This is a genomic window from Gluconacetobacter dulcium (assembly GCF_014174165.1).
Taxonomy (GTDB): domain Bacteria; phylum Pseudomonadota; class Alphaproteobacteria; order Acetobacterales; family Acetobacteraceae; genus Gluconacetobacter; species Gluconacetobacter dulcium.
This window is the reverse complement of the sequence record NZ_JABEQN010000023.1, coordinates 17,589-42,640: the sequence shown is the minus strand read 5'-3', so window position 1 is coordinate 42,640 and position 25,052 is coordinate 17,589. Positions and strand designations below refer to the sequence as shown.

Sequence of the window (25,052 nt, the reverse complement as noted above, 5' to 3'; positions counted from 1 at the left end):
AAAGGCAACGGATCGTCCGCACGCAGGCCAAGCGAGGTCGCATTGACGACCAGATCATGCCCGCCGACATCCCGCTCATGGAGCGCCAGCAGCCGCTCTCGCGAGCGATTGATCAGCGTCAGCCGCGCAGGCCCCCGCTCGGCCAGCGCCACCGAGGTCGCACTGGCCGCCCCGCCCGCCCCGACGATGCAGATCCGTCGCCCGGCCACCGAATGCCCGGCGGCGGCCAGCCCCGCGACAAAACCCTCGCCATCCAGCATGTCACCCGCAAACGCATCCTCGCCAACCCGGCGCAGCACATTGACCGCCCCCGCCAGTCTGGCACGGGGCGTCAGATCCCGGCACAATTCCAGGACATATCACCCCTCCGGATAATCCTCACGCCAGGGACATCAGATATCCCGACACCGCTCCGGCTCTCGGCAAAGCCGGCGATATTTCCGATAATCGGCCTGATGCCGAAACAGGAACAGCACATAATAATCGCGATAATGACGCTTGTTGCGCGCGACCTTTTCATAAAACGGAAAAACGTCGCAGGGTCCGTCGAACCCCTCCACCGCCGCCCCATCGGCGATCACGCACCGCACCTGAAAAAGCGGACCATACAAGGCACTGTCCGAGCTGTTGATCCGGCACACATGATACAGATCCTTCCGAAAATCCTTGAGACGTTCGGGAAGAAGAAAAATCATGTCCTTTTCGATGAATCTCTGCACACCATCCGGCCGGCGCAGGTAGCGCATGTCGTCCGGCATGTCGGCGTGGAAGGCGAAATCTCGTACAATCATATCCCGGCCCGACCTACCAGACGGATGACATTTAATCAAAACACGATGAATATAAATCCGGAGGCAGAAGCCACATGCCCCCATTTCCTTGACGCACCACCACACGCCTTATATTCATAAGACGATGATTTAATGCACATGAGGACGCACCCGCGTGCAGCAGAATGAAACGGCGGCCACGGCCGCCCTCGCGGAGCACGGCGTGCCCTTCAGCGTCCATCGCTACGACTACAACCCGGCAGGCGCGCTGATCGGCATGCAGGCAGCCACCGCCATGGGCGAGGACCCGGCATGCGTCTTCAAAACCCTGATGGTGCGGGTCGATCGCGAAAAACCCGTCTGCCTGATCGTTCCCGCCGCCGGCAAGGTCAACCTCAAGGCCGTTGCCGCCCTGTTCGACGGCCGCAATGCCCGGATGATCCCGGCCGAAGAGGCCGAGGCCCTGACCGGCTTTCAGGTTGGGGGCATCAGCCCGTTCGGCCAGAGAACATCGGTACCGATCGTGATCGACGAAACAGCGTCCGGCAAGGAGCATATCTACATCAATGCCGGGGAGCGGGGCCTGGTCGTAAAGATCACGCCGGAAGACGCACGCGTGGCCGCCAACGCCATCCTGGCACCGATTCTATCGTCTTAAGCTCCAGCGGAACATCACGCAGCGTCCTGATGCAACAGCCTGGCTGCGCTCCCCATCAAAGCCTGATTGAAAACGCGCGTCGGGTCGCCGCCGGCCCACATTTTCATTCAGGCTCTCAGGCCGCCGCCAGCACCATCGGCAACACGTCCGACACCAGCCGCCGGGAAAGCTCGGCCTCGTCCCGCTTCGAAAGCCCCTTCAGCCGCATCATCAGCAGCGGCAGCATGACGGCCCCCATCACCATCATCAGCGTCAGTTCGGGCGACCCGTCATGCCGCAGCAATCCATCCTCACGCGCCTCCTGCAACAGGGGCAGCATGGCCTCCTGGTAGGGTTCCCAGATTTCACGCAGGATATAATCCTGCCGCTCACCGGGCAGGCTCAGTTCGTCGGAGAGAAATTTCGCCAGTTCGGGAATATCGCAATTGGCGGTGATGAAGCGCGTCAGCCCTTCCCTTACCCGCTCCTCGGTCGAGCTCGAGCCACCATGCAGTTCCTCGATCGAATGGCGCGCCGCAGCCAGACGCAGCGCAATCTCGTCCACCACCGCTTTCCACAGCGCGAATTTCGACCCGAACTGATGGGAAATCAGCGCGGGATCGACCCCCGCCTCCGCCGCGATCTCCCGCAATCCCGCTCCGTCATACCCCTTGCGCGAGAAACAATGCAGGGCCGCGCCCAGCATGGCGTCACGCGCCGCAGGTGTTCCCTTCGCCGGCCGCCCCCGGCGACGGCTGAGCGGAGTATGATGGATCGGCACCAGATCGTCCTTTTTCAGTGTCAAGTCCAAATCCTAGCACCGCCGGATCGGGTTTCCTATTCGTTCCCTGATGAAAAACCCGGCAAAGCGGCGGTCGGGCACGATTCACGCTGACGCCACAATGTCATCAACCGTGCCCGCAGGGCCGGCCGGCTGGCATAGAGATAAAGCCCCCGCATCGGCCGCGTCATCAGCACGCTGATCGCGTTCAGCATGATCTGTTCGCGCGCGCCCTCCGGGTCGGCAATCGTCCCTTTCCCGGCAAACGCGGCGCCATCCTCATAGCGCGCCGCATCGATGGTGATCCGATCCGTCGCCGCGTCATAATCGACGCTCGAGCCGAGAATGACCCCGGCATAATTCAGGTCGAACCCCTGCACGGTATAAACCGATCCCACTTCGTCAATGGTATCGGCCCGCTCCGCCCACGGCAGCCGCGCCTGCGGCAACGCCCGATCCCATCGCAGGTGAAAGCGCCCCTCGGTGATGAAATGATCATGTCCGTCGAGAACATAAGGATAATCATAAGTCGCCAGCATCCGGCACAGCCCAACCGCGTCCTCATGCCGGCGGATCAGCGCGTACATCGCCTGCGCATCGTCGAAGAGGCGGAAATCGAACGGCTGGGGCGCCGGCAGCGGCAGCAGTTCCCGCCGGCAGAACGCCTCGATCCAGCGCGGTACGTCATCATGGGCGTGCATGCGCAACTGGGTCGTCAGCCGCTCGAAGACGGCTGGCCGATCCCCCAGCAGCCGACGCAGCGACGCCTCATCCCAGAAACTCTTGAATTTCAGAACCTGCCGCGGATCGAAGACCATGACGACGACGCGGCTGGCCCGGATAATCTCCTCCAACTGATTGTCCTGAAGAAAACGATTATAGGCATCCCGGCGGCTCAACAGCAGATGCGCCTCGTCGACGAACACGATATCCGTCCCCTGCCCGCTCTTGTGCGCCTGGTTGATGAAGTTGGTCGGCCGCTCATAATCGCGTTTGCGCAGGATCGCGGAGCCCTCGGCAATCCGGCGGTACAGCTTGATCATCTCCGGGTGATTGACCAGAAACATCATGCTCCGGCCCGACAGGGCATCCCCGCTGCAACGCCCCGCCGCCTGCCGCAGCCTGGCGAACGCAGCATTCATGACGATGCTCTTGCCCGTGCCGGCAGCGCCCTCCAGCACCAGCACGCCGCCACGCCCCCCTGCATGCAGCCGGCAGAAATCCACGATCCGGCCCACCAGCCGCTCCTGTTCCTCCGTCAGCTCACGATCGGGCGAGAGTTTGAGCGCGGCACGATTGTCTGAAATAGGCATGGCGAACGTGCAGTCCCTGCGTCTGAACCGCGCCCTCGGTCAAAAAGGGCGCCTCCGTAGTGGCCATTTCCGCTATTCAACGGTCAATGATTTTTTAAATCCACACCCTCTCTCCTCTATCCCATGGCGCACCCCAACAAGCCCTGTCGGCGCGACATGGGTGACATCCCCCCCGCTTCTGTGGCACAGCGTTCTCCCTTATCGCCGACAATCCAGGAACCTGCCCGATGCCCGATGGTCTCATGCCGGCCGCATCGCCCGCTTTCGCCGATCCGTCCCTTCCGCCGGTCCGTACCGACTGGACGCGAGACGAAATCGCGGCGCTGATCGCCCTGCCCTTCCCCGAACTGCTGTTCCGGGCCCAGAGCGTGCATCGCGCCCGCTTCGACCCCACCGAGGTGCAGATCTCCACCCTGCTCTCGATCAAGACCGGCGGCTGCCCGGAAGACTGCGCCTACTGCCCGCAGAGCGCGATGCACGAGGATGGCGGCGTCAAGGCCAGCCGCCTGATGGCGGTGGACGCCGTGCTGAAGGAAGCTCGCGCCGCGCGTGATGCCGGGGCCGCCCGCTTCTGCATGGGCGCCGCCTGGCGCTCCCCCAAGGATCATGACCTCGAAACCGTCTGCGCGATGGTCGAGGGCGTGAAGGCCCTGGGGCTGGAAAGCTGCGTCACCCTGGGCATGCTCGATGCCCGCCAGGCCCAGCGCCTGCGCGATGCCGGGCTGGACTACTACAACCACAATCTCGACACGTCGCCCGAGCATTACGGCAACATCATCTCCACGCGCACCTATCAGGACCGGCTGGACACGCTGTCCAATGTTCGTGACGCCGGGATCAATGTCTGCTGCGGCGGCATCGTCGGCATGGGCGAGGACGAAAGCGACCGCGCGGGCCTCATCGCCAGCCTGGCCAGCCTGCCCAAACACCCCGAGAGCGTGCCGATCAACCTGCTGGTGCGCGTCGCCGGCACCCCGCTGGCCGAGGCCGAGGCGGTCGACCCGATCGATTTCGTGCGCATCATCGCCGCCGCCCGCATCGCCATGCCCGCCAGCCGCGTGCGCCTGGCCGCCGGCCGCGAGGACATGACGGACGAAGCCCAGACCCTGTGCTTCCTGGCCGGCGCCAACTCGATCTTCTACGGCGAAAAGCTGCTGACCACCCCCAACCCCGAAGCCAGCCGCGACGCCCGCCTGCTGGCTCGCCTGGGCATGCATACGTCTCTGGTTCAGGCGTCCTGAACAGGCTGCCGGCCGCCTCCATGCGGCCGGCAGACACCGACAGCACGATTTAAGGCTTGCGTCCGGGCACAGCCTGTCCGAAATCACGCCGCATGGCCTATATGATCAAGGAGATGTTCGCGACCCTCCAGGGTGAGGGCGCGCATGCCGGCCGCGCCGCCGTATTCTGCCGTTTCGCCGGATGCAATCTCTGGTCGGGGCGGGAGGCCGATCGCGCGGGCGCGACCTGTCGTTTCTGCGACACCGATTTCGTCGGCACCGACGGCGAAGGCGGCGGCCGCTTCGCCGACGCCGGCACCCTGGCCGACGCCATCGCCGCCACCTGGGCCGCACCGAACATGGAGCACGCCTTCGTCGTCTTCACCGGCGGCGAACCCCTGCTGCAACTCGACGCCCCCCTCATCGCGGCGGTCCATGCGCGCGGCTTCGAAATCGCCATCGAAACCAACGGCACCCTCCCGGCCCCGGAGGGCATCGACTGGATCTGCGTCAGCCCCAAGGCCGACGCACCGCTCGTCCAGCGCACCGGCCACGAACTGAAACTGGTTTTCCCCCAGCCGGAGCGACTGCCCGAAACCGTCGCCGATCTCGATTTCCAGCAATTCTGGCTCCAGCCGATGGACGGCCCCGACCAGGCCCGCAATACCGAACAGGCGGTCGCCTACTGCCGCACCCACCCACGCTGGCGCCTCTCGTTGCAGACCCACAAGCTGATCGGGATTCCCTGACATGGCCGCATCCCTCACCCCCACCGACCCGAAGCAGGAAAGCGCGATCGTCCTGTTCTCCGGCGGCCAGGATTCCGCGACCTGCCTCGCCTGGGCGCTGTCGCGCTTCGGCCGCGTCGAGACGCTGGGCTTCGCCTACGGCCAGCGCCACGCGGTGGAACTGGAATGCCGCGACACATTGCGCGCGGGCATGGCGGCGCACGACCCGGCCTGGGCGGCCCGCCTGGGCGAGGACCACACGCTGGCGCTCGACGCCCTGGGCGCGGTCTCCGACACCGCGCTGACCCGCGACGCCGCCATCACGATGAACGAGAACGGCCTGCCCAGCACCTTCGTGCCCGGCCGCAACCTGATCTTCCTCACCTTCGCCGCCGCCCTGGCCGCCCGCCGGGGCGCCCGCCACATCATCGGCGGCATGTGCGAGACCGATTATTCCGGCTACCCCGATTGCCGCGACGACACGATCAAGGCCATGCAGGTGGCGCTGAACCTCGGCATGGCCAGCCGCCTGGTCCTGCACACGCCGCTGATGTGGATCGACAAGGCCGATACCTGGCGCCTGGCCGAAAGCCTGGGCGGCCCCGATCTGGTCGCCCTGATCAACCGCGAGAGCCATAGCTGCTATCTGGGTACGCGCGAGACGATGCACCCCTGGGGCCATGGCTGCGGCACCTGCCCGGCCTGCGACCTGCGCCGCAATGGCTGGGAACGCTACATGGCGGGGCGCAAGAATGCTTGATCTGGTCTTCACCCGCCGTTTCTCGATGGGCCACCGGCTGATCCACGGCGCCAGCGAAAGCTGCGCCCTGCCCCACGGCCACAACGAATTCGTCACCGTGCGCCTGCGCCCCACCGCTCCCCGCCGGCTCGACGGGGCCGGCAACATGGTCGTGTCCTTCCAGCGCGCCAAGTCGCGCTGGCACCGCTTCGTGGACGAACGGCTGGACCACGCCCTGCAACTGGCCGAGGACGATCCCCTCCTGGCCTGGTTCCGCGCGCACGAGCCCGAACGCGCCCGCCGCATCATCGTCACGCCCGGCGACCCGACCACGGAACTGATGGCCTGCCTGATGATGGCCAAACTCAACGCGCTGCTCGACGCCGACGGCGCCCTGCTGCGCTGCGCGGAGATCACCTTGCAGGAGACCCCGACCAACACCGTCCGCTACGAAGGCGACCCGCTGGACATGCTGCCCGCCCCCCGCCCGGCCGGACAATGCTGGTGGCGGCGCGCCGACGACAGCATCGCCGACGCCTGACCCGGCAATGTCCGAATCCGCCCTTTCCGCCGCCCCGCTCTCCGGCCTCGCCCGCTACCGCGCCGAATGGGCGGCCAATCCGGCGCGCGAGATCCTGGCCGGCATGGTCGGCACCTTCGCGCTGATCCCCGAAGTCATCGCCTTCTCCTTCGCCGCCGGGGTCGATCCGGAGGTCGGGCTGTATGCGTCGTTCGTCATCAGCGTCGTCATCGCCATCGCGGGCGGCCGCCCGGCCATGATCTCCGGCGCCGCCGGCTCGGTCGCCCTGGTGGCGGCGGCGCTGGTCCGCGCGCATGGCGTGCAATACCTGCTGGCCGCCACCCTGCTGGCCGGACTGTTGCAGATGCTGGCCGGCGCGGCACGGCTGCACCTGCTCATGCGCTACGTCTCGCGCCCCGTCCGCACCGGCTTCGTCAACGCGCTGGCCATCCTGATCTTCTCCGCGCAACTGCCGCACATGTTCCATGTCACATGGCACACCTACGCCCTGATCGCGCTGGGCCTGGCCATCATCTACGGCGTGCCGCGCCTGTTCACCGCCATCCCTTCACCGCTGATCTGCATCCTGGCCCTCACGGCCGTCGCCACCATCTGGCCCATGCCGGTGCATACGGTGGCCGATCTGGGCCGCCTGCCCGACAGCCTGCCGCACCTGGTCTGGCCACGGGTGCCGTTCTCCCTCGCCACGCTGGACATCATCCTGCCCTTCGCCGCCGCCATGGCCATGGTCGGCCTGCTGGAATCGATGATGACCGCCAGCGTCGTCGACGACATGACGGAAACCCACAGCAGCAAACGCACCGAATGCGTCGGCCTCGGCCTGGCCAATGTCGCCGCCGGCCTGTTCGGCGGCATCGCCGGCTGCGGCATGATCGGCCAGACGGTGGGCAATCTCCGCTATGGCGGGCGCGGCCGTCTCTCCACCTTCATCGCCGGCGCCTTCCTCCTGCTGCTGATGGTGGCGCTGCGGCCATGGGTCGCCCGCGTACCCGTCGCCGCCCTGGTGGCGATCATGATCATGGTCTCGGCCAGCACCTTTTCCTGGTCGTCGCTGCGCGACCTGCGCACCCACCCGCGCGGCGCCAGCCTGGTCATGCTGGCAACGGTGGCGGTGGTCGTCGTCACCCACAATCTGGCGGCGGGCGTGCTGGTGGGCGTGCTGCTCAGCGGCCTGCTCTTCGCCGCCAGCGTCTCGCGACTGGTCACGGTCGCAGCCCGGTACGACGCCGCCACCGACACCCGGACCTACAGCGTAACGGGCCAGCTCTTCTTCGCCTCCGCCGACCTGTTCGCCGAGGCGTTCGACACGCACGACACCGCCCGCCACATCCGCATCGACCTGCGCCACGCCCATTTCTGGGACATCACGGCCGTCGGCACCCTGCGCGACATCGTCGCGCGAATGGAAAGCCACGGTCTCGCGGTCGAACTCGCGGGCCTGAACACGGCCAGCGCGACCCTCATCACCCGCCATTCGGACCTCAGAACGGGGCTGTAAATGCGCGCTGGCGGCGATCCGACGCGCGTTTCCTGCGCTTCGGTGCTCGCGGCCATCAAGGCCGCTCCGCTCCGATGCTCGGAAACACACGACGGCCGTGCCGCTGCGCGGCACTCTCGCTCGCCAGCCCACATTTCCAGCCCCGTTCTCCGAGGCACCACACGCCTCAGACCGACGGAGCCGACTCCGCGAACAGCCCCCATGTCCAGCCCCGTTCCCCGAGCCCCCCCTCAGACCGGCGGCGCCGGCGCCGCAAACGGGTCGGGCGCCCCGACAGCAGGCGCGGCACTCGGCGATTGCGCATGAAGGCTCTGCCCGGCCTGTAGCGTCAGGGCCGCCGCGCCGGCGGCATCCCCCGCCTGCCCCGCCGCGCGGGCCGCCAGGGTCAGCGCCCGCGCCATGCCGCGATAATCCACCATCTGCCGCCGCAGATCGGCAGCCTGCACAGCCAGGTCCCGCGCCCCCGCCGGGTCATGGGGCAAGCGCATCCGGGCCTGCAATTCATCCTCGTCCGCCTGCCATTTCGCAGCCACGGGGCGCCTATGGGCCAGATGCGCCACTGCCTGCCCCAGCATCGCGCGGTCGCCCACCCCATCCGCGATCAGCCCGGTCAGCAGGCTGGCCTGTTCGGCAATCGCCGGATCGGGGCTCGCCATCGCCCCGGCGGCCAACGGCGCCGCCTCGCGGTCCCGCGACAGCCGATGCAGGGCCGCGGCCTGCGTCAGGTCCAATCCCGCATCGGTGCCCGACCGCCCCCGCACCGCCAGCGCGGCCCGCGTGGCCGCAAGGGTCGAGAGCGCATCGGCCGGCTTGTCCTGCGCCAGTTGCACCACCGCCAGATTATAGCCGGCATCGCCGATCGCCCCGGCATCGTCGCGCGCCAGCGCACGCGTGCCGGCCTGCCGATACTGGCCTTCCGCGACCGCCAGCCGCTCCAGTCCCGCCGACTGGCGCCCGCTCTCCATCGCCTGGTCCAGCACGGCATCGCCGGCGGGCGCCACCCTGCCGCCCCCACACCCGGCCAATGCCGGCATGGCCAGCACCAGCAGCAGGGCCGCGCGCGTGTACCGAGCCTTCATGGCGCGATCCTCCCCGCCGGCAAGCGGTTCGACGCGGGGGCCTTCGTCCCGCCACCGCCCAGCAGCCACAGGCCGCGCAACTGGTCGGTCAGCTTCTGGAGGCTGGCGGCGGTGGTCTGCGCCTGCGTCAGCAGCACCGGCAGCTCGGCCGACGTCTCCTGGAGGTTGCGCGTAATCGCCGGCATGTTCGGGGTGGCCTTGCGCAGATCGCCCGACATGGCGCGGACATTGGCCATGCTGGCATCGGCCTTCGCCATGACCGACGACAATTGCCGCTCGATCGGCGTCAGATGGGCAACCGCATCGTTCAGCGATGTCACCAGCGTCTCGGCCTGACGGATCAGCTTGTCGTCGGTCATCAACTGCCCGGCGGTGCCCTTGCCGGCATGCAGGTCCGTCACCGTGGCATCCAGCATCGACATCATATGCTGCGCACTATCCAGCACCGGCATCACCCGCGCGCGAATATCGGCGAATGTCTGGGTGATCATGTCGGCCGGATTGGGTGCCGAATGCGCGGTCAGCACCGCGTAATGCCAGTCCATCACCTCCCCGGTGCCGCGCGTGATGTCGATATAGTTCGCCCCGGCCACCACGAAGCGCCGTCGGATGGTGGCGGTGCTGTCACGACGCACGAAGGGTTCGATATCCGGGTCGATATCCGCGATCGCGTACATCCCGCCGCTCGGATTGATGCGGATGCGCCGGATGGTGCCGGCATGAATACCCACCACCTCGACATCGTCGCCCGGCGCCAGCCCGCTGACGCCGCCGTCAGGCAGCACGATCTGCAACCGACCGGCCGGCGTCAGCCAGTTATGCAGCACACCCGCCTCAATCACCGCCGCCGCACAGATCAGCAGCGCCACCAGCACCAGCAGCCCGACCCATTCGTCGGCATAGCGCACCCGCACCAATTGCCGCGCCAGGCCCTTTACTTGATCCTTGGCCATCAGACCCCCCGCACCGGGAAAAGACCTTCATCGAGAAGGCGCAGATGAACATTCACCGCCGACCGGTAATCGGCCCAGGTGGCGGCATGGCGTACGAACCAGATCACCGCCGCGCCCCGGTCGCGCGCCGCCGTGATCGCCTCCAGAAACGCGACCGCCGCGTCCGCCGGCAGCACGTCGGAGATATCCTCCAGCACCAGCAGGTCGGGCCGGCCGAGAAAAGCCCGCACACAGGCGGCGCGCGCCAGATCGGCCGCCGACAGATGCCCCGGACTGGTCACCGGCAGGCCGGGAAAGCCGAATGCCAGCCCCAGCGCCATCGCATCCGCCACCACGTCCGCCGTCGGCCGCGTCGTGTGGTGCAGTTGCTGGAGAATGATGTTCTGGTGCGTGCCGAACAGGTCCAGCCACGATCCGCGCCGGGTAATCCGCCCGATCCGCCCCCGCAGGGCGTAAAACTGGCGGTCTCCCAGTTCGGCCCAGTCCAGCCCCATGAACCGCACGTTGCCCGAGGCCAGCGAGATCATGCCGCAGCACAGATCGGCAAACAGCGTCGCCCGCGCGGAATCCCGGCATTCCACCACCGCGCAGTCACCGGGCATCAGCCGCAGGTCGATCGGCACCGGCGCCATGCCGCTTTCGTCGAACGACGGCTGGGCGGCGCGAAGTTCCAGGATCGCTCCCTCGTTCGCCATCGCTCAGCCCCCCAGGATGAACAGGATATTGACGACCATCACCGTCATGATGCCGCGCGCGAACCCGCGCGGCATCAGGGTCGCGATCGTATCGTCGGCATCCACCAGCAGGCCGGTCATGCAGGCCCCCAGGCCCACGAAGAACCCGACCAGAATGAATTTCAGCGGAATGACCAGAAAATCCCACGACGACATCGCGGCCAGCACATTGGCGAAGAACGTCCACACCGATGTCGTGATCACGCCCGAGGCATGGGTGATGATGAAGCCCATCAGCAGCGCATTGGTGGCGAACAGGATGCCCAGCGTAAAGCCGCCGACCATGAACGCGCAGGTGCGCGGCAGCACCAGCAGCAGGAACGGGTCCATGCCCTGCGCCTGGAGGGCGCGGATCTGCCCCCCCAGCGTCAGCATGCCGATTTCCGTCAGCACCAGCATGCCGCTGCGCCCCAGCAGGATGATCCCCACCAGCACCGGCGAGATCTCGCGCACCAGCACCGACACCAGGATCGAGCCCGTCATCTGCGCCATGCCGGCAAAACCAAGCCAGTAGACCGCCTGCGACACCACCATCAGCCCCGCCAGCGTGGCGGTCACGATGGTGCTCAGAAACCCGCCGCCCACCACCTGGCGCAGGCACAGGCGGAATTCCTCCCGCACCGTCCGCCGCCAGGAATTGGGGCGCATGCTCTCGCGCACCACCCCCCACGCCGACCCGATCAGCACCAGCACGAACCGGACCTGATGGCGCGTCAGCCGCCCGATCCAGGCCAGGGCGGGCCTGATACGCGCCAGCCGCGCCTTCAGCCAGCCCGACGGCCCGTCCGGCAGCCCCTCAGGCAGCCCCTCCGGCGACCCGTCTTCCGACAGGTCGGGCGGCCCCGGTGCAACCGTCCCGCCCGTCACCGGCGCCCCGCCAGAACATAGGTGCGCGTCATTCCCGCATGCGGCACGAAGAAGCGCCCGCGTTCACGGAACAGGAACCGCCCGCGCAGAAGCTGATACACCTCATCCGACACCTGGATGGTGCCGACATCCGGCGCCCCCTGGGCCATCATCTCGGCCATGCCGATGGCATCGCCCCACAGGTTGAACACTTTCGGGTCGTCACCGAGCAACCCGCCGAACACCGGCCCGACATCGATCCCCATGCGAAAGACCGGGTCCAGGTCGGCGCGCGACAGGATCGAGAGCGACGCCTCGCGCATCACCAGCGCCGCGTTCGCCATCCGCTCGGCGGCCGCCGGATCGGGCGTGTGCGTACACCCGGCCACGCAGACCAGCCGATGGCCCAGCATCTTGATGGAATACAGCCCATGGTCCCGCGCCACGGTCTGGAGCTGAAGCGCCAGCGCCTCCACCAGCGCGATGATCCGCGCCGGATCGTCCCGCGAGGACGTAATGATATCGGCAAAGGTAATGACCATGACCGCCACGGCCGGGAACAGCCCTTCCACCGGCCCCCCATGCCCGTCAGCCTGCGTGCTGCCCGGCGGAATCAGGAAACCGTCGCCCAGCGAATGTTCGGCCTCCTCCGCCGGCGGCGCGGCCAGTTCCTCGGCGGCGGCGGCAACGGCGCTGTAATGCTGGGCGGAAAAACGCGCCGACACCACCCCGCCGATCATGGCGACGAAATGCGACACCAGCCCGGCACGCGGCGCATCCTCCAGCGTGATCATGCCGATCGGCCCCGACGCCCCCAGAATGGGCGCCAGGAACAGGCTGCGGCTGCCGAAGGTCCGCATGAACAGCCGATGGAAACTGACCGTCCGCTCGTCCGCCCCCGCATCGGGCACCGTAATCGCATCGCCATGCGTCACCAGGTCGAAAAAAGCCTGGAGGTCGGTGCGCGACAGTTCGAAACCGCCCGAATGGGCATCGTGCCGCGCATCGTAGGAATCGACGCACAGCAACGTGGCGCCGTCATGCATCAGCCGCCAGACCGAGGCCCGCCGCGCCAGCGTCATCTCCGCCAGGCTGCGCGTCAGGATCAGCGCCTCGTCGGTCGGGTCGAACAGCGCCGGATAGCCGGCCACCGCCCGCAATGCCTGGCTCTCGCGCCCCGAAACCGCACGCAGGCCCGCCAGTTCCGCCGCCACCCGGTCGGTCCGCCGCCCCTGGCGGAACAGCAGCCCCCCCAGCAGCGCGGCAAGCGCCACGATCATCAGCGAGAACAGCAGGTTCTGCCGGCCGTCCACCATCGCGAAATTGGCGAAATCGCTTTCCGGCGCAACCAGGATCAGCACCCATTTCTTCGCCGTCGAGGGCAGCGGGGCCGCCATGGTCACGAAATTACGCTTGCCGCTGCGAATCGCATGCGGCCCGTATCCCAGCACGCGATACACGTCGAACGCCTGCGCCAGCGCCGGATAGGTCTGGGGGTCCAGCACCATCTTCGACGGGTCCCAGTTGGCTTTCTTCGCCACATCCAGCATGTGCCGTCCGGCCAGAAGATGCCCGTCCTGATCGACGATCAGCGCATGGCCGTTCTTGCCGATCTTGAGGGAATCCAGAAAATTCGTCAGCTCGTTCATCGACAGATTGACGGCGAAGACGAATGTCTTGCCATCCAGCCCCTGATAGACGATCGAGGCCGTGATGATCATCTGGCCGGTCTGGCTGATCAGATAGGGCGCCGACCAGTAAAGCTTGCCGGACTCCGCCGTCCCCCTGAACCACTCGCGGGTCCGTGGGTCAAAATTGCCGGTCGGATTGCTCTCCGTCCGCAGCAAGTTGCCCTTCTCGTCGCGAAACTGATGGACGAACTGCGCCCCGGCCCCCTCGCCGGTCAGTTGCGTCGTCTCCAGCCCCTTGCCCTTCGGGTCGCGTTCGATCAGGTCGAAATGCCCGTCGGAATCGGCCAGATAGAAGGAATGAACCTGCGGCACATGCCGCAGCATGCTGCCGCCGTAGGAATTGAAGATCTTGATGATGGCGGCCTGCGAGCCATGCTCCAGCATATCGCGCGCAATCACCGTTCCCGCCGTGGCCGGGCCAAGGTAATCGCCGACTTCCTGCGCGATGTAGTTCTGCTCGCTGACCAGCAGGTCGTGGGTCAGCGCCAGCGCGCCCGAGCGGATCGAGCGATAGGAATGCAGCCCGATTCCGGCGATGACGGCCACCACCAGCACGACGCCGAAAATGGGCACACCGACATGCAGCAGAAAACGCCTGACCTGATCGGAACGGGCATCGGCGGGGTCCACGATCTCGTCAGCGTTCAATGATCTCTTCCCGATCTGTTGGCCCGGAGCGCACGACGGCTGCCTGTTACGATAGGATACACGCGCCACAAAAACCAACCCGCGAGATGCCTACCAGCCCCCCCGCCCCGTTACAGAGACCAGATCGGCTCCTTGACCTTCTCCAGAAAGCGGCTGTGCGCCGCCAGTTCCTCGGGCGTCGGCACGATCGGGCGCGGCGTGCGGTTCGTGACCCGCGCGTAGCTGTGCGCCGCCGGCCCGCCGGCCCCGTCTTCCATCATCAGGCCCAGTCCGCGCTGGCGCCCCCCCATCAGTTCCAGATAGACCTCGGCCAGCAGCCGGCAGTCGAGCAGCGCATTATGGGTGGTGCGGGCCGAGAGATCGATCTCAAAACGCCGGCACAGGGCATCCAGGCTGTTCGGCAGGCCCGGATAGCGTTCGCGCGCGATATCCAGCGTATCGACCATCCGGTCCAGCGACAGCACCGGCCGGCCGGCACGCTCCAGTTCCGCGTTCAGGAAGCCGAAATCGAAGCGCGCATTATGGGCGATCATCTCGTCCGGCCCGATAAACGCCAGAAACGCATCCGCGATTTCATGAAACCGGGGCTTGCCCTCCAGATCCGCCAGCTTGAAGCCGTGAACTTTCGTCGCCTCCTCGGGAATATCGCGCTCGGGATGGATCAGCACATGGAAATTCTGCCCGGTCGGCAGATCGTCGATCAGTTCCAGCGCGGCGATTTCGATAACCCGGTCCCCCTTCTTCGGGTCCAGGCCAGTCGTCTCCGTATCGAACAGAATCGTTCGCTTCATGGCGTCTTCCCTTCCGCGCACAACCGCGTTCCAGCATCCACGCACAACCGCGTTCCGGCATCCGCGCGCATCCGCATTTCGGCATCCGCGCGCATCCGCGCGACCAGTCGCCGCACCCGGCGCACGGTATCATTCCGCGACAACCCGGTACAGATCACATCATCCGCCCGCCGCCGCTTCTCGCGGTCGGGCATCTGGCGCGCGATCACCGCCGCCACCTCGCCGGGCGCCATGCCCCGCCTCCTGGCCACGCGATGGATCTGCACATCCGGCGGCGCCGACACCACCGCGACCCGGTCGCACAACCGGTCCCCCCCCGTCTCGAACAGCAGGGGAATATCCAGTACCGCCCAGGAATGCCCAGCCCGCCGCGCCCGCGCCAGAAACCGGTCTCGCTCCTGCCGCACCATGGGGTGCAGAATGCGCTCCAGCCCCTTCATCACCGCCCCATCGGCAATGGCCGCGCGCCGCAGCACCGCGCGATCCAGCACCCCGTCCCGCACCGCATCCGGCACCAGCCGCCCGATCGCCGGCAGCGCCCGGCCACCGGGCGCCTGCAACGCATGGACCGCCGCATCGGCATCGAACACCGGAAAGCCGGCGCGCCGCAGCATCCGCGCCACCGTCGACTTGCCCATGCCGATCCCGCCGGTCAGGCCGAGAATGCGCATCGTCACCGCGCGAGGTCGGCGTCGAACAGCGCCTGGATATCGGCATCGACCTCCGGATCGACCCCGAACCAGCATTTGAACCCCAGCCGCGCCTGATGCAGCAGCATCCCCGTGCCGTCCACCACCCGCAGCCCCCGCGCCACGGCGGCGGTCAGCAGCGGCGTCATGCGCGGCACATACACGATGTCCGACACCACCATGTCATCGGGCGCCCGCGACAGGTCGGGCGTAAACACGTCGTCCGGCCCGCCATGCATGCCCAGCGACGTGGTATTCACCAGCAGCGCATGCCCCGGCAGACGGTCCGTCCAGTCCGCCCAGTCGATCACCGAAACCGGCACCTGCCCGTCCGCCGACAGCGCCTCGGCCAATGCGACAGACCGAGCGGCCGTGCGATTGGCCACCGAAACCGCGACCCCGCGATCCAGCAGGCTGGCGGCAACCGCCCGCGCGGCGCCTCCGGCGCCCAGCAGCAGCACCGGCCCCCGCGTCACATCCACGCCCTTCGCCTCCAGGCTGGCGACGAACCCGTCGCCATCGGTCGAATGCGCCTCGATCGTCCCATCCTGCCCGAAGACCAGCGTATTGACCGACCCGGAGCGCACGGCGGAGCGATGCAGCCGGTCGGCAATCGCAAACGCCGCCTCCTTGTGCGGAATGGTCACGTTCGCCCCCCGGAACCCCGCGGCGCGCAGGCCATGCACCGCCACGTCGAACGCGCCGGGCGCCACCGGCAGCGGCACATAGGCACCGTCGATCCCATACCGGGCCAGCCAGAAATTATGCAGCAGCGGCGAGCGCGAATGCGCCACCGGCCACCCGATCACCCCGGCCAGCGCGGTCGTCCCGCGAATCGTCAGCCGGCCGGGCGCCACCCGCGCCAAGGAAGGATGCGCCACCACGTCGTCCATTTCCGCCTTCATGCCGTGTAGCGCGCCCAGGCCAGCGGCAGCAGCCGCGCCAGCCGGTCCGCCCATTCGCGCTGCCCCGCCGCATCGGCGACCAGGTCCTGCCTTATCTCCAGTTCCACATGCGGCAGGTCGCGCCTCTCGCCATGGAACGGCACCGTGAAATCGCTGGTATCGGTCAACGCATAGGGCTCATTGTCCCCCACCAGCAGGCCCGGTTCCCGCTCCAGCAGATCCTTCAGGATCAGCCCGAAACGCGGGCCATGATTATGCAGGATGCCCGCATGCCACGGGCGCGCCACGTTATCCATCTCGGGCGTGAAACTATGCAGCGACACCAGCACCGTCGGCTGCCCCCGCGTCAGGCGCGCATCCAGTTCCTCGGTAATCCGGTCGTGATAGGGCTGGAAAATCCGCTCCACCCGCTCCGTCTCCGCCGCCGCATCCAGCGCCGCATTGCGCGGCACCACGGTCCCGTCACTGGCCCGCACGATCGAGGTCGGGTGCCCCGGCGCGCGATTGCAGTCGATCACCAGCCGCGAATAGACCTGCTCGACCAGAATCGTCTCCAGCCGTTCGGCCAGCAGCCGCCCCATGCCGGCCATGCCGATATCCCAGGCGATATGCCGTTCCCAGTCCGGCGCCGACACGCCCAGATCGCCCAGCCGGGCCGGCACCGCCCGCCCCGCATGGTCGCTGACCAGAACGAATGGCGACAGGCTCCCCCGGCCATGCACCCGCACCGGCTGCGGATCGTCCGCGCCCAGCAGCGGTCCATCCTGTCGCATTCTGTCATCCTTACCTGATATGCCGATTCCGGCCGGTTCTACCGCGCCCCCCGCCGGCACGAAAGCCACAGCCCGCACCACAGCCTCATACCGCAGCCCCTCAACCGCCGGCCGCCAGCCCCCGCACCCGCTCCGGCGTCGATGCCGGGTCCCAGCGCACCGGGCCGACGACCCGCGCCACCTCGCGCCCCGCCCGGTCGATCACCAGCGTCACCGGCACTCCATCCTCGCGCAGCGCGGTCGGGATCTGCATGTGCGGGTCGCACAGCACCGGCAGGCCGGCAATGCCATGGGTGCGATAGAATCGCCGCACCAGGTCCACCCCTCCATGGTCGATCGAAACCGGCAGCACCGCGATATCCCCCGCCGGCGCCACCTGCCGCGCCAGCGCGGCCAGCGCCGGCATCTCCGCCACACAGGGCTGGCACCAGGTCGCCCACAGATTCAGCACCACGATCCGCCCACGCCAGTCGGCCAGATGCCGCGTCGCCCCCGCGTCATCCACAAAGCTCAGGTCCGGCAGCGCGCGCGGCGCGGCCGTGCGATGCGCCGGCAGGTCTACCGGCACCGGCCCTTCCGCCCGCGCCGGCGGCGCAAGGATGGAATTGCACCCGGCCCACGCGGCCAGTAGGGTGCCGCCATCTGCGAGCAACGCTCGCCGACCGACGGTTTTCGACAGGATCTGGGGCATGGCATGTCTGTGAACGAAGAACATGCGACCGACAATGACTCCGCACGGGCGAATGTCCAGTGGGGCGGTCGGTTCGCGGGTGGCCCCTCGGCCATCATGCAGGACATCAACGCCTCGATCGGCTTCGACAAGGCCCTGTGGCGGCAGGATATCGCGGGCTCGCTGGCCCACGCCGCCATGCTGGCGAAAACCGGCATCATCAGCGCCGAAGACGAAGCCGAGATCCGACGCGGCCTGACCGGCATCGGCGAGGAGATCGAAGCCGGCCGGTTCGATTTCAGCCCCCGGCTGGAAGACATCCACATGAATATCGAGGCCCGCCTGTCCGACCGGATCGGCGAGGCCGGCAAGCGCCTGCACACCGCGCGCTCGCGCAACGATCAGGTCGCGACCGATTTCCGCCTCTGGGTGCGCGACGCCATCGACGGGCTGGACGGCCAGATCGCATCCCTGATGCGCGCCCTCGCCCGCCGCGCGCGCGAACACGCGGCCGACCCCATGCCGGGCTTCACCCACCTGCAAACCGCCCAGCCCGTTACCTTCGGCCATCACCTGATGGCCTATGTGGAAATGCTGGCCCGCGATCGCGGCCGCCTGGCCGACACCCGCCGCCGCCTGAACGAATGCCCGCTCGGCTCGGCGGCCCTGGCCGGCACCTCCTTCCCGATCGACCGGCGGATGACGGCCAGCGCCCTGGGCTTCGACCGCCCGACCGCCAATTCGCTCGACGCCGTGTCCGACCGCGATTTCGCGCTGGAATATCTCTCGGCCCTGTCGATCATGGCCATGCACCTGTCGCGCCTGTCCGAGGAAATCGTGATCTGGTGCTCGGCCCCCTTCGCCTTCATCCGCCTGTCCGACGCCTTCACCACCGGCTCGTCGATCATGCCGCAGAAGCGCAACCCCGACGCGGCGGAACTGGTGCGTGCCAAGATCGGCCGCATCGGCGGTGCGCTGGTCGGGCTGCTGACGGTCATGAAGGGCCTGCCGCTGGCCTACGCCAAGGACATGCAGGAGGACAAGGAACCGGTCTTCGCCGCCACCGACGCCGCCGCCCTGTCTCTGGCGGCCTGCGACGGCATGATCCGCGACCTCAAGCCCAATACCGAGCGCATGCGCGCCTATGCGGGCTCCGGCTTCTCCACCGCCACCGACCTCGCGGACTGGCTGGTGCGGGTGCTCAAGCTTCCCTTCCGCACCGCCCACCACGTCACCGGCCGTCTGGTCGCGCTGGCGGAGAGCCGCAACGTGGACCTCGCCGACCTGTCCCTGGCCGACATGCAGGCCGAAGAGCCCGGCATCACGCAGGACATCTTCTCGGTCCTCACCGTCGAAGCCTCGCTCGCCTCCCGCACCAGCGAGGGCGGCACCGCCCCCGCCAATGTCCGCGCGCAGGCCGAACGCTGGCTGGCCGCCCTGGGCGATACACCATGACCCGGCGCCTGATGCGCCCCCTGGGCACCGCGTTGGGCACCGCGCTGGGCCTCGCCCTTCTGCTGACGGGCCTCGCGGCCTGCGGCAAGAAAGGCTCCCCCTCCGCCCCCGGCCCAACCTCGCATATGACGTATCCCCGCACCTACCCCATGCCCGACTAAATTTGTCGGGGGAAACGCGCGCTGGTGGCGATCCGATGCGCGTTTCCTGTGCTCCGGTGCTCACGGCCGTCAAGGCCGCTCCGCTCCGGTGCTCGGAAACACACACACCGGCCGCGGCCCTGCGGGCCGCTCTCGCTCACCAGCCCACGTTTCCCCCCACAAATTCCGAGTCTCACGCCCACCGGGAAACGGTCTGGCGTTCACGGCCTTTCGGCCGCTCCGCTTCGATGTCCGCCATGACGCTGGCAGCTTTCAGAACGGCTTCAGCAGGCGATCCAGATAATCCAGTTCGTCGCGCGGACGGGTGCGGTCGGAATCCCGGCGACGCAATTCCTGCTCGATCTCGCGGGCACGCTCGCGCGACATCGCATCGGGCACATGGGTATCGGCATCAATTCCCTCCTTGCCCTCGCCAGTCCGCCGGCCCAGCGGATCGCGGTCCCCCTTTTCGTCTTCCTGCGCGCTCTCGCTGGAATCCTCGCCGTCGCCCGGCTTGCCGCCGCCGGAACTGTTCGAGAAGCCCGGCAGGAAACTGGTCATGCCGCCGCCGCCCGATCCCTTCATCGCCTGATGCATCTGCTGGTCGCCCTTCTGGAGGTCGGCCAGGGCCTTGCGCTGCGCCGCCGCCGCCGCCGCGTCATCGCCGCCGGCCAGCGCGGTGCGCGCGTTCTTGATCGACTGCCCCGCGTCGGTAAAACCGGACGGCGCGTCCTTCCCCGTCAGGCCCTTGAATTCACGCCCCAACTCACCCAACGCCCGCCCCAGCGCGCGCTGCATGGCCCGGTCACTCCCTCGCGCGGCCTCGTCGCCCGGCATATCCGCGCCCTGCTGGCCCGGCCCGGACGACGGCGCCCCTTTCGCCCCATCGGCCGAAGCACTCCCCGGCGGCGGCCCGCCCTGCGGGCCGGACTGCTCGTCCTGCATGCCGGGCAACGGCCGCAGGCCAAGGCGGCGCATCAGTTCGGCCGCCGGCATCGTGGTCAGATCCCCATCCGAATCCGCCTCTTCCTCCTGCTTCGCCCGCCGCGCCGCCTCGGCCTTGTCCCGCGCGCGCTGCACGCGATCGAGCCGCGCCTGGCTGTGATCCAGCAGGCCGGACTGGCGGGCAATCAGGTCCCGCAGCGCCGCCTGCTGCTCGGCGGCCTGCTGGCGCGCCATCATCTGCGCCGCCAGGTTCGCCATATCCTGCGGCGAGGCCGTGCGCATATGTTCCAGCATGTCTTCCATGCGCTGCATCATCTGCATCGCTTCGGCGGACCGACCGTTCTTCGCCGCATCCTGCATCTGCTGCATCATCTTCGACAACGCGCGGTCCCCATCCTGGGTCATCCCCGGCAGATCGGGGATCGCGGTATGCGACTGCAACGCCTGCTGGGCCAGCGCCTGCATCCGGCGGGAAATCGCCTGACGCAACGCCTCCATCCGCCGCTGCAATTCGCTCTGTTCGGCGGGTGACTGACCCTGCGCTCCCAATGCCCGCATGCGGTTCAACTGCGCGGTCACGGCATCCTGCGCCGCGCGAACATCCAGCGCCGCCTGGGCACCGGCCTGCCCGCCATGCCGCACGTCCTCGATCTCCAGCGCCAGATACCACAGCCGCGCCACCACCTGATCCAGCGCCGCCTGATGCGCCACATCGGTGCTCTCCAGAAGAGCCGCCGCAGCAGCAAGATTCAGCAGCATCCCCGCATCGGCCTGAAACGGATCAGGCATCTCCCCCAGCGCCGCCAGATCGGCAGCGCCCTCGGCCGCCCCTTCACGCCCCAGCGCCAGCCGGCGCCTGATATCCAGCACGGCCTTGGCCACCGGACTGGTGAACTTGCGCGCGCCAAGACGGAATCGCGCCTCGGGGCTCGTGCCCTGCTGCCCGCTGGTGCTGGTCGCCACCAACCGCCCCACGACCTCTTCGCCCGCCCAGGGATCGGCCGAAAGATCAGGCGTGGTCACGCCGGACGCATCGCGCGGCTGGCCATCCAGCGGAATCGGCACGCTCAGCACCCGTCCGGCCGCATTCCCCTTGCCCTGCTGCGCCAGCCGCAACTCGGCATGCAGCGACGCGATGCCATAGGCCTGCTTGGCGGCATAAGGCAGCCGGGTGCGCCACTCGCCAGCCGTGCTCCCCGGCCGCGTACCCCATGCCACGGTCGGCGCCGCGTCGGGCAAAACCGTCACGGTCCAGTCGCTGAAGGTCCGCCCGCGCCCGCGCAGCGCCAGCGTCGCACTGCCCAGCAGTTTGATTTCCGCCGACCAGCTTCCCGGCCCCAGCGCGCGGAACCGCTCGTCCGCCACCGCAGGCCCCGCCCCCAGCGGTGCAACACGCACGCTCGGCCGGCCATGCAGATCCGTCACGCTGACACTCAGGACCGAACCCTGAGGCACCGTCGCCTGCCCCGTCCGCTCGTCCAGAAACACCGGCGCGCCGGGCGCATAGGCCGGCAGCGTAATCCAGGCCTGAATATGCGGCCGCGCCGCCCCCGGATCGTCCAGCCCCGGCCAGAACGCCGCCGCCAGCCGCCCCGGCACCTCAGGCCCGGCCCAGCCCAGCGCCGCCAGCAGGGCCACCGGCAAGACGATCCCCAGACGCCAGGGGTCCTGCGCGCCAGCCCACAGCCGCGGCCACCCGGCCCGCAACCGGCCGATCGCATGGCCCGTGCGCCACAGATGCGCGGCCCACAATCCCGCCTGTTCCGTACCGTCCGTCGCAGGACGATCGCCCAACGTCTGCAATGGCCGATGCGCCAGCCCCGACGCCCGCTCAATCCGCCGGTCAATATCGTCCGGCGTCGGCGCCACGACCCGCCGCCCCCGCCAGACGATCCACCCCACGCAGGCCCCGGCCAGCAAGGCCAGGATCACCCCGCGCAACAGGTCGGACAACGCCTGCGGCATCCCCAGCAGGCCCGCGATCATATAGGCGGCCAACACCCCCAGCACCGGCAGCACGACAGGCCGCAGCACTTCGATCCACAAGACCAGCCGCGCCCGATGCCGCGCCGCCGCCAGACGCACCGCGAACGGCACGACGGATGGCGCCGGCGCCCCGTCATTCCCCAGGGATGTGGACCCGCCCGCCATGCCGGGCTCAGCCGCCTTCCGGCACGGGCATCACCCAGTCGGGAATCCGGTCCGCCGCCCACAGGCTCTCAACAGGCTGGCGCGCACGGATCACCGACCAGCGCCCGCCATCCACCAGCACCTGGGCTGCCAGCGGCCGGCCGTTATAAGTGGAACTCATGACGGCCCCATAAGCACCAGTATCCAGCAGCGCCACCCGCGCCCCCTCGTCCAGACGCGGCAGAACCCGCCCATCAGCAAAGGAATCCGCGCTCTCGCAGACCGGCCCGACCACATTCACCGCCTCCGCCGGCCGCGTCGCATCGCGCGCCGAAACCGGCAGAATCCCATGCCAGGCCTCATAAAGGCTGGGCCGCATCAAATCGTTCATCGCCGCATCCAGGATCAGGAAGGACGGCAACCCATCCTCACCGACCTTGCGCAGGATCACCCGCGACAGCAGTAACCCGGCCGGCCCCGCCAGCCAGCGCCCCGGCTCGATCGCCAGCCGCACATCCAGATCGCCCAGTTCCGCCCGGATCGCCCCGGCCAGAGCCTCCGGCGCGCCCTCGACCTCATCGCGATAGGTGATGCCGAGCCCCCCGCCACAATCCACCAGACTCACCGACAGCCCCCGCGCCCGCACCGCGCGCACCAGATCCGCCACCCGGGCAAACGCGGCCCGATAGGGTGCCATGGCGCCAATCTGGCTGCCGATATGCACCGAGAACCCCAGCGGCTTCAGCCCCGGCAACGAAGCCGCGCGCTCGTACAGCGCGGCCGCACGGGCATAGGCAATGCCGAATTTGTTGGTCGAAAGCCCGGTGGTGATCTTCTCATGCGTACCGGCATCCACGTCCGGATTCACCCGCAGCGTAATCGGCGCCACCCGGCCGGACGACCCGGCGACGGCGGAGAGAATCTCCAGTTCCTCGGCACTCTCGACCGCGATGTGCCCAATGCCCTCGGCGAGCGCCAGCGCCATTTCCTCGCGCGTCTTGCCCACGCCCGAAAACACGATCCGCCCCGCCGGCACCCCCGCCGCACGGGCACGGCGCAGTTCGCCACCGCTGACCACATCGGCCCCGGCCCCTTCCGCCGCCAGAACGCGCAGCACGGCCAGATGATCGTTCGCCTTCACCGCGAAATGGATCGACGGCGCCAGCCCCGCCCCGCGCATCGCGCCGTCCAGCAGGCGATAGCGCGCCCGCAGCGTCCCCGCCCCCATGACCCATGTGGGCGTACCGACCGCATCCGCGATCGCATTCAGCGGCACGTCCTCCAGCGTCAGGCCGTCAAGAGCATGCATCGACAGATGCGGGCGCGCGGCCAGCAGGTCGGCAACGGTCGGGTCCTGCGCGGCAGGCGAAGAGGGGCGATCCAGCATGGATCGAGAATACCGGCACGGCGCCCAGGTTCCAAGCGCCACAACTCCCACACGCTGTTCTTTCGCCATACGATCCGATAGAGGGTTCACCAGCTTGAACAAACCAGGGAGGCTACAATGTCCGACGACACGCTGATCGACGCCGCGATCGCCGTCCGCACCAACGCCTACGCCCCCTATTCCCGCTTCCTGGTCGGCGCCGCCCTGCATGACGCCGACGGCCGCCTGTTCGTCGGCTGCAATACCGAAAACGCCGCCTACCCCGAGGGCATCTGCGCCGAAGGCGGGGCGATCTCGGCCATGGCGGCCGCCGGCGGCCGGCGCATCACGGATATCGTCATCTGCGGCGGCGGCGACCGCGCCTGCGCACCCTGCGGCGGCTGCCGCCAGAAAATCCGCGAATTCGGCGCGCCGGACCTGAGAATCCGCATGGTCAACCCATCCGGCGACGTACTGCTGGTCCGCACCCTGGCCGAACTGCTGCCCGACGCCTTCGGCCCCGAAGATCTGGCGACAGCCTGAGGCTTTACAACCAGCCGACCGCCCGGCAAGCCGCAACACGCGCCTTGCTGACGGGAATACTGAGCCCCGAGGGCAATTCCAGTTGCCAGGACTGCCCCCGGCGCGCGGCCCGGGGCGCCGCATGCATCGCACCCAGTACGAACGATGCACCTGTAGCCCCGCCTCGGCGCCCAGACTGTCGATCGCATCGCGCAGACGCAGCAGCGCCAGCGCCTGCCCCCTGTCGGTATGAATCCGCAGATAATGATCCTCCGCCGCGAGCGCGAGCAGCCTCGCCCCCGCCAGATCCGGGGCATGGCGTCCAAGGAAATCGCAGCACGACACGCCACCCGCGCCAGGCACCCGCGCCGGCGCAAGCTCGGCGGAAACACCATCCCGTGTCGCAGACCGCTGCCCCCATATCCCATAGCGAATAGCGGCCAGAATGAATCCCAGCCCCATCGCATCGGCATAGAACAGGGCAAAGT

Annotated in this window: 23 protein-coding genes and 1 pseudogene; 9 read left to right on the top strand and 15 right to left on the bottom strand. The window is 68.2% G+C overall.

Annotation, left to right across the window (positions count from 1 at the left end; all coding sequences use genetic code 11):
• Positions 1–392: 392 nt before the first annotated feature.
• Positions 393–896, bottom strand: a complete 504-nt coding sequence (locus HLH25_RS16160) for a hypothetical protein (RefSeq protein WP_310889126.1) — start codon at positions 894–896, stop codon at positions 393–395.
• A 49-nt stretch (positions 897–945) separates the two neighbouring features.
• Between HLH25_RS16160 and ybaK the strand changes: the two genes are divergently transcribed.
• Entirely contained in the window at positions 946–1,428 is a 483-nt protein-coding gene (ybaK, locus tag HLH25_RS16155) for a Cys-tRNA(Pro) deacylase (RefSeq protein ID WP_182975045.1), read from the top strand.
• A gap of 115 nt (positions 1,429–1,543) precedes the next feature.
• On the opposite strand, the gene HLH25_RS16150 is transcribed toward ybaK, so the two are convergent.
• Positions 1,544–2,212 carry a TetR/AcrR family transcriptional regulator gene (locus HLH25_RS16150; protein WP_182975044.1) on the bottom strand — a complete coding sequence of 223 codons (669 nt, stop codon included), beginning with the start codon at positions 2,210–2,212 and terminating at the stop codon, positions 1,544–1,546.
• 32 nt (positions 2,213–2,244) lie between these two features.
• Positions 2,245–3,501, bottom strand: coding sequence for a DUF2075 domain-containing protein (locus HLH25_RS16145; RefSeq protein WP_182975043.1), 1,257 nt, complete (start codon positions 3,499–3,501; stop codon positions 2,245–2,247).
• Between the two features lie 227 nt (positions 3,502–3,728).
• Between HLH25_RS16145 and bioB the strand changes: the two genes are divergently transcribed.
• The 5 genes from bioB to HLH25_RS16120 all read left to right on the top strand — a co-directional run bounded on the left by bioB (position 3,729) and on the right by HLH25_RS16120 (position 8,227).
• The gene (bioB, locus tag HLH25_RS16140) at positions 3,729–4,742 is read left to right on the top strand and encodes a biotin synthase BioB (protein ID WP_114727124.1); all 1,014 of its coding nucleotides are present in this window, start codon (positions 3,729–3,731) and stop codon (positions 4,740–4,742) included.
• 92 nt (positions 4,743–4,834) lie between these two features.
• Positions 4,835–5,470, top strand: a complete 636-nt coding sequence (queE, locus tag HLH25_RS16135; protein WP_182975042.1) for a 7-carboxy-7-deazaguanine synthase — start codon at positions 4,835–4,837, stop codon at positions 5,468–5,470.
• A gap of 1 nt (position 5,471) precedes the next feature.
• Positions 5,472–6,209, top strand: coding sequence for a 7-cyano-7-deazaguanine synthase QueC (queC, locus tag HLH25_RS16130; RefSeq protein WP_182975041.1), 738 nt, complete (start codon positions 5,472–5,474; stop codon positions 6,207–6,209).
• On the top strand, positions 6,202–6,729 hold the full coding sequence (locus tag HLH25_RS16125) for a 6-pyruvoyl trahydropterin synthase family protein (protein WP_182975040.1): 528 nt from the start codon (positions 6,202–6,204) through the stop codon (positions 6,727–6,729). Before queC ends, HLH25_RS16125 begins: the two co-directional genes overlap by 8 nt.
• Positions 6,730–6,736: 7 nt before the next feature.
• Positions 6,737–8,227 (top strand): SulP family inorganic anion transporter, encoded by a 1,491-nt coding sequence (locus tag HLH25_RS16120; protein ID WP_182975039.1) that lies wholly within the window; start codon positions 6,737–6,739, stop codon positions 8,225–8,227.
• A 230-nt stretch (positions 8,228–8,457) separates the two neighbouring features.
• Here the strand turns inward: HLH25_RS16120 and HLH25_RS16115 are convergent, their stop codons facing one another.
• From HLH25_RS16115 to HLH25_RS16070, 10 genes are all read right to left on the bottom strand, one after another.
• The gene (locus HLH25_RS16115) at positions 8,458–9,306 is read right to left on the bottom strand and encodes a hypothetical protein (protein ID WP_246402578.1); all 849 of its coding nucleotides are present in this window, start codon (positions 9,304–9,306) and stop codon (positions 8,458–8,460) included.
• Positions 9,303–10,259, bottom strand: coding sequence for an MlaD family protein (locus HLH25_RS16110; RefSeq protein ID WP_182975038.1), 957 nt, complete (start codon positions 10,257–10,259; stop codon positions 9,303–9,305). The genes HLH25_RS16115 and HLH25_RS16110 overlap by 4 nt, the downstream gene beginning before the upstream one ends.
• Positions 10,259–10,954: an ABC transporter ATP-binding protein gene (locus HLH25_RS16105; RefSeq protein ID WP_182975037.1), complete on the bottom strand. Its 696-nt coding sequence runs from the start codon at positions 10,952–10,954 to the stop codon at positions 10,259–10,261. Before HLH25_RS16105 ends, HLH25_RS16110 begins: the two co-directional genes overlap by 1 nt.
• A 3-nt stretch (positions 10,955–10,957) precedes the next feature.
• Positions 10,958–11,860 (bottom strand): MlaE family ABC transporter permease, encoded by a 903-nt coding sequence (locus HLH25_RS16100; RefSeq protein WP_375288990.1) that lies wholly within the window; start codon positions 11,858–11,860, stop codon positions 10,958–10,960.
• Positions 11,857–14,178 (bottom strand): adenylate/guanylate cyclase domain-containing protein, encoded by a 2,322-nt coding sequence (locus HLH25_RS16095; protein ID WP_182975036.1) that lies wholly within the window; start codon positions 14,176–14,178, stop codon positions 11,857–11,859. Before HLH25_RS16095 ends, HLH25_RS16100 begins: the two co-directional genes overlap by 4 nt.
• A gap of 110 nt (positions 14,179–14,288) precedes the next feature.
• Positions 14,289–14,969 carry a DNA polymerase III subunit epsilon gene (gene dnaQ, locus HLH25_RS16090; protein WP_182975035.1) on the bottom strand — a complete coding sequence of 227 codons (681 nt, stop codon included), beginning with the start codon at positions 14,967–14,969 and terminating at the stop codon, positions 14,289–14,291.
• Entirely contained in the window at positions 14,966–15,640 is a 675-nt protein-coding gene (coaE, locus tag HLH25_RS16085) for a dephospho-CoA kinase (RefSeq protein WP_182975075.1), read from the bottom strand. Before coaE ends, dnaQ begins: the two co-directional genes overlap by 4 nt.
• 2 nt (positions 15,641–15,642) lie before the next feature.
• Entirely contained in the window at positions 15,643–16,551 is a 909-nt protein-coding gene (locus tag HLH25_RS16080; RefSeq protein ID WP_182975074.1) for a shikimate dehydrogenase, read from the bottom strand.
• A gap of 8 nt (positions 16,552–16,559) precedes the next feature.
• Positions 16,560–17,336 carry an N-formylglutamate amidohydrolase gene (locus HLH25_RS16075; RefSeq protein ID WP_182975034.1) on the bottom strand — a complete coding sequence of 259 codons (777 nt, stop codon included), beginning with the start codon at positions 17,334–17,336 and terminating at the stop codon, positions 16,560–16,562.
• Positions 17,337–17,436: 100 nt separating this feature from the next.
• Positions 17,437–18,027, bottom strand: coding sequence for a TlpA family protein disulfide reductase (locus HLH25_RS16070; RefSeq protein WP_182975033.1), 591 nt, complete (start codon positions 18,025–18,027; stop codon positions 17,437–17,439).
• A 3-nt stretch (positions 18,028–18,030) separates the two neighbouring features.
• On the opposite strand from HLH25_RS16070, the gene argH reads away from it, so the two are divergent.
• Together argH and HLH25_RS16060 are read left to right on the top strand one after the other, a co-directional pair.
• Positions 18,031–19,461, top strand: coding sequence for an argininosuccinate lyase (gene argH, locus HLH25_RS16065; protein WP_182975032.1), 1,431 nt, complete (start codon positions 18,031–18,033; stop codon positions 19,459–19,461).
• Positions 19,458–19,622: a hypothetical protein gene (locus HLH25_RS16060; RefSeq protein WP_182975082.1), complete on the top strand. Its 165-nt coding sequence runs from the start codon at positions 19,458–19,460 to the stop codon at positions 19,620–19,622. The genes argH and HLH25_RS16060 overlap by 4 nt, the downstream gene beginning before the upstream one ends.
• A gap of 252 nt (positions 19,623–19,874) precedes the next feature.
• On the opposite strand, the gene HLH25_RS16055 is transcribed toward HLH25_RS16060, so the two are convergent.
• Positions 19,875–22,697: a DUF4175 domain-containing protein gene (locus tag HLH25_RS16055; protein ID WP_182975031.1), complete on the bottom strand. Its 2,823-nt coding sequence runs from the start codon at positions 22,695–22,697 to the stop codon at positions 19,875–19,877.
• 7 nt (positions 22,698–22,704) lie between these two features.
• A complete protein-coding gene (lysA, locus tag HLH25_RS16050) occupies positions 22,705–24,063 on the bottom strand; it encodes a diaminopimelate decarboxylase (RefSeq protein WP_182975073.1) in 1,359 nt (452 codons plus the stop codon).
• A gap of 114 nt (positions 24,064–24,177) precedes the next feature.
• Between lysA and HLH25_RS16045 the strand changes: the two are divergent.
• A pseudogene (locus HLH25_RS16045) lies at positions 24,178–24,585 on the top strand (cytidine deaminase); the annotation flags it as partial.
• Between the last annotated feature and the right edge of the window lie 467 nt (positions 24,586–25,052).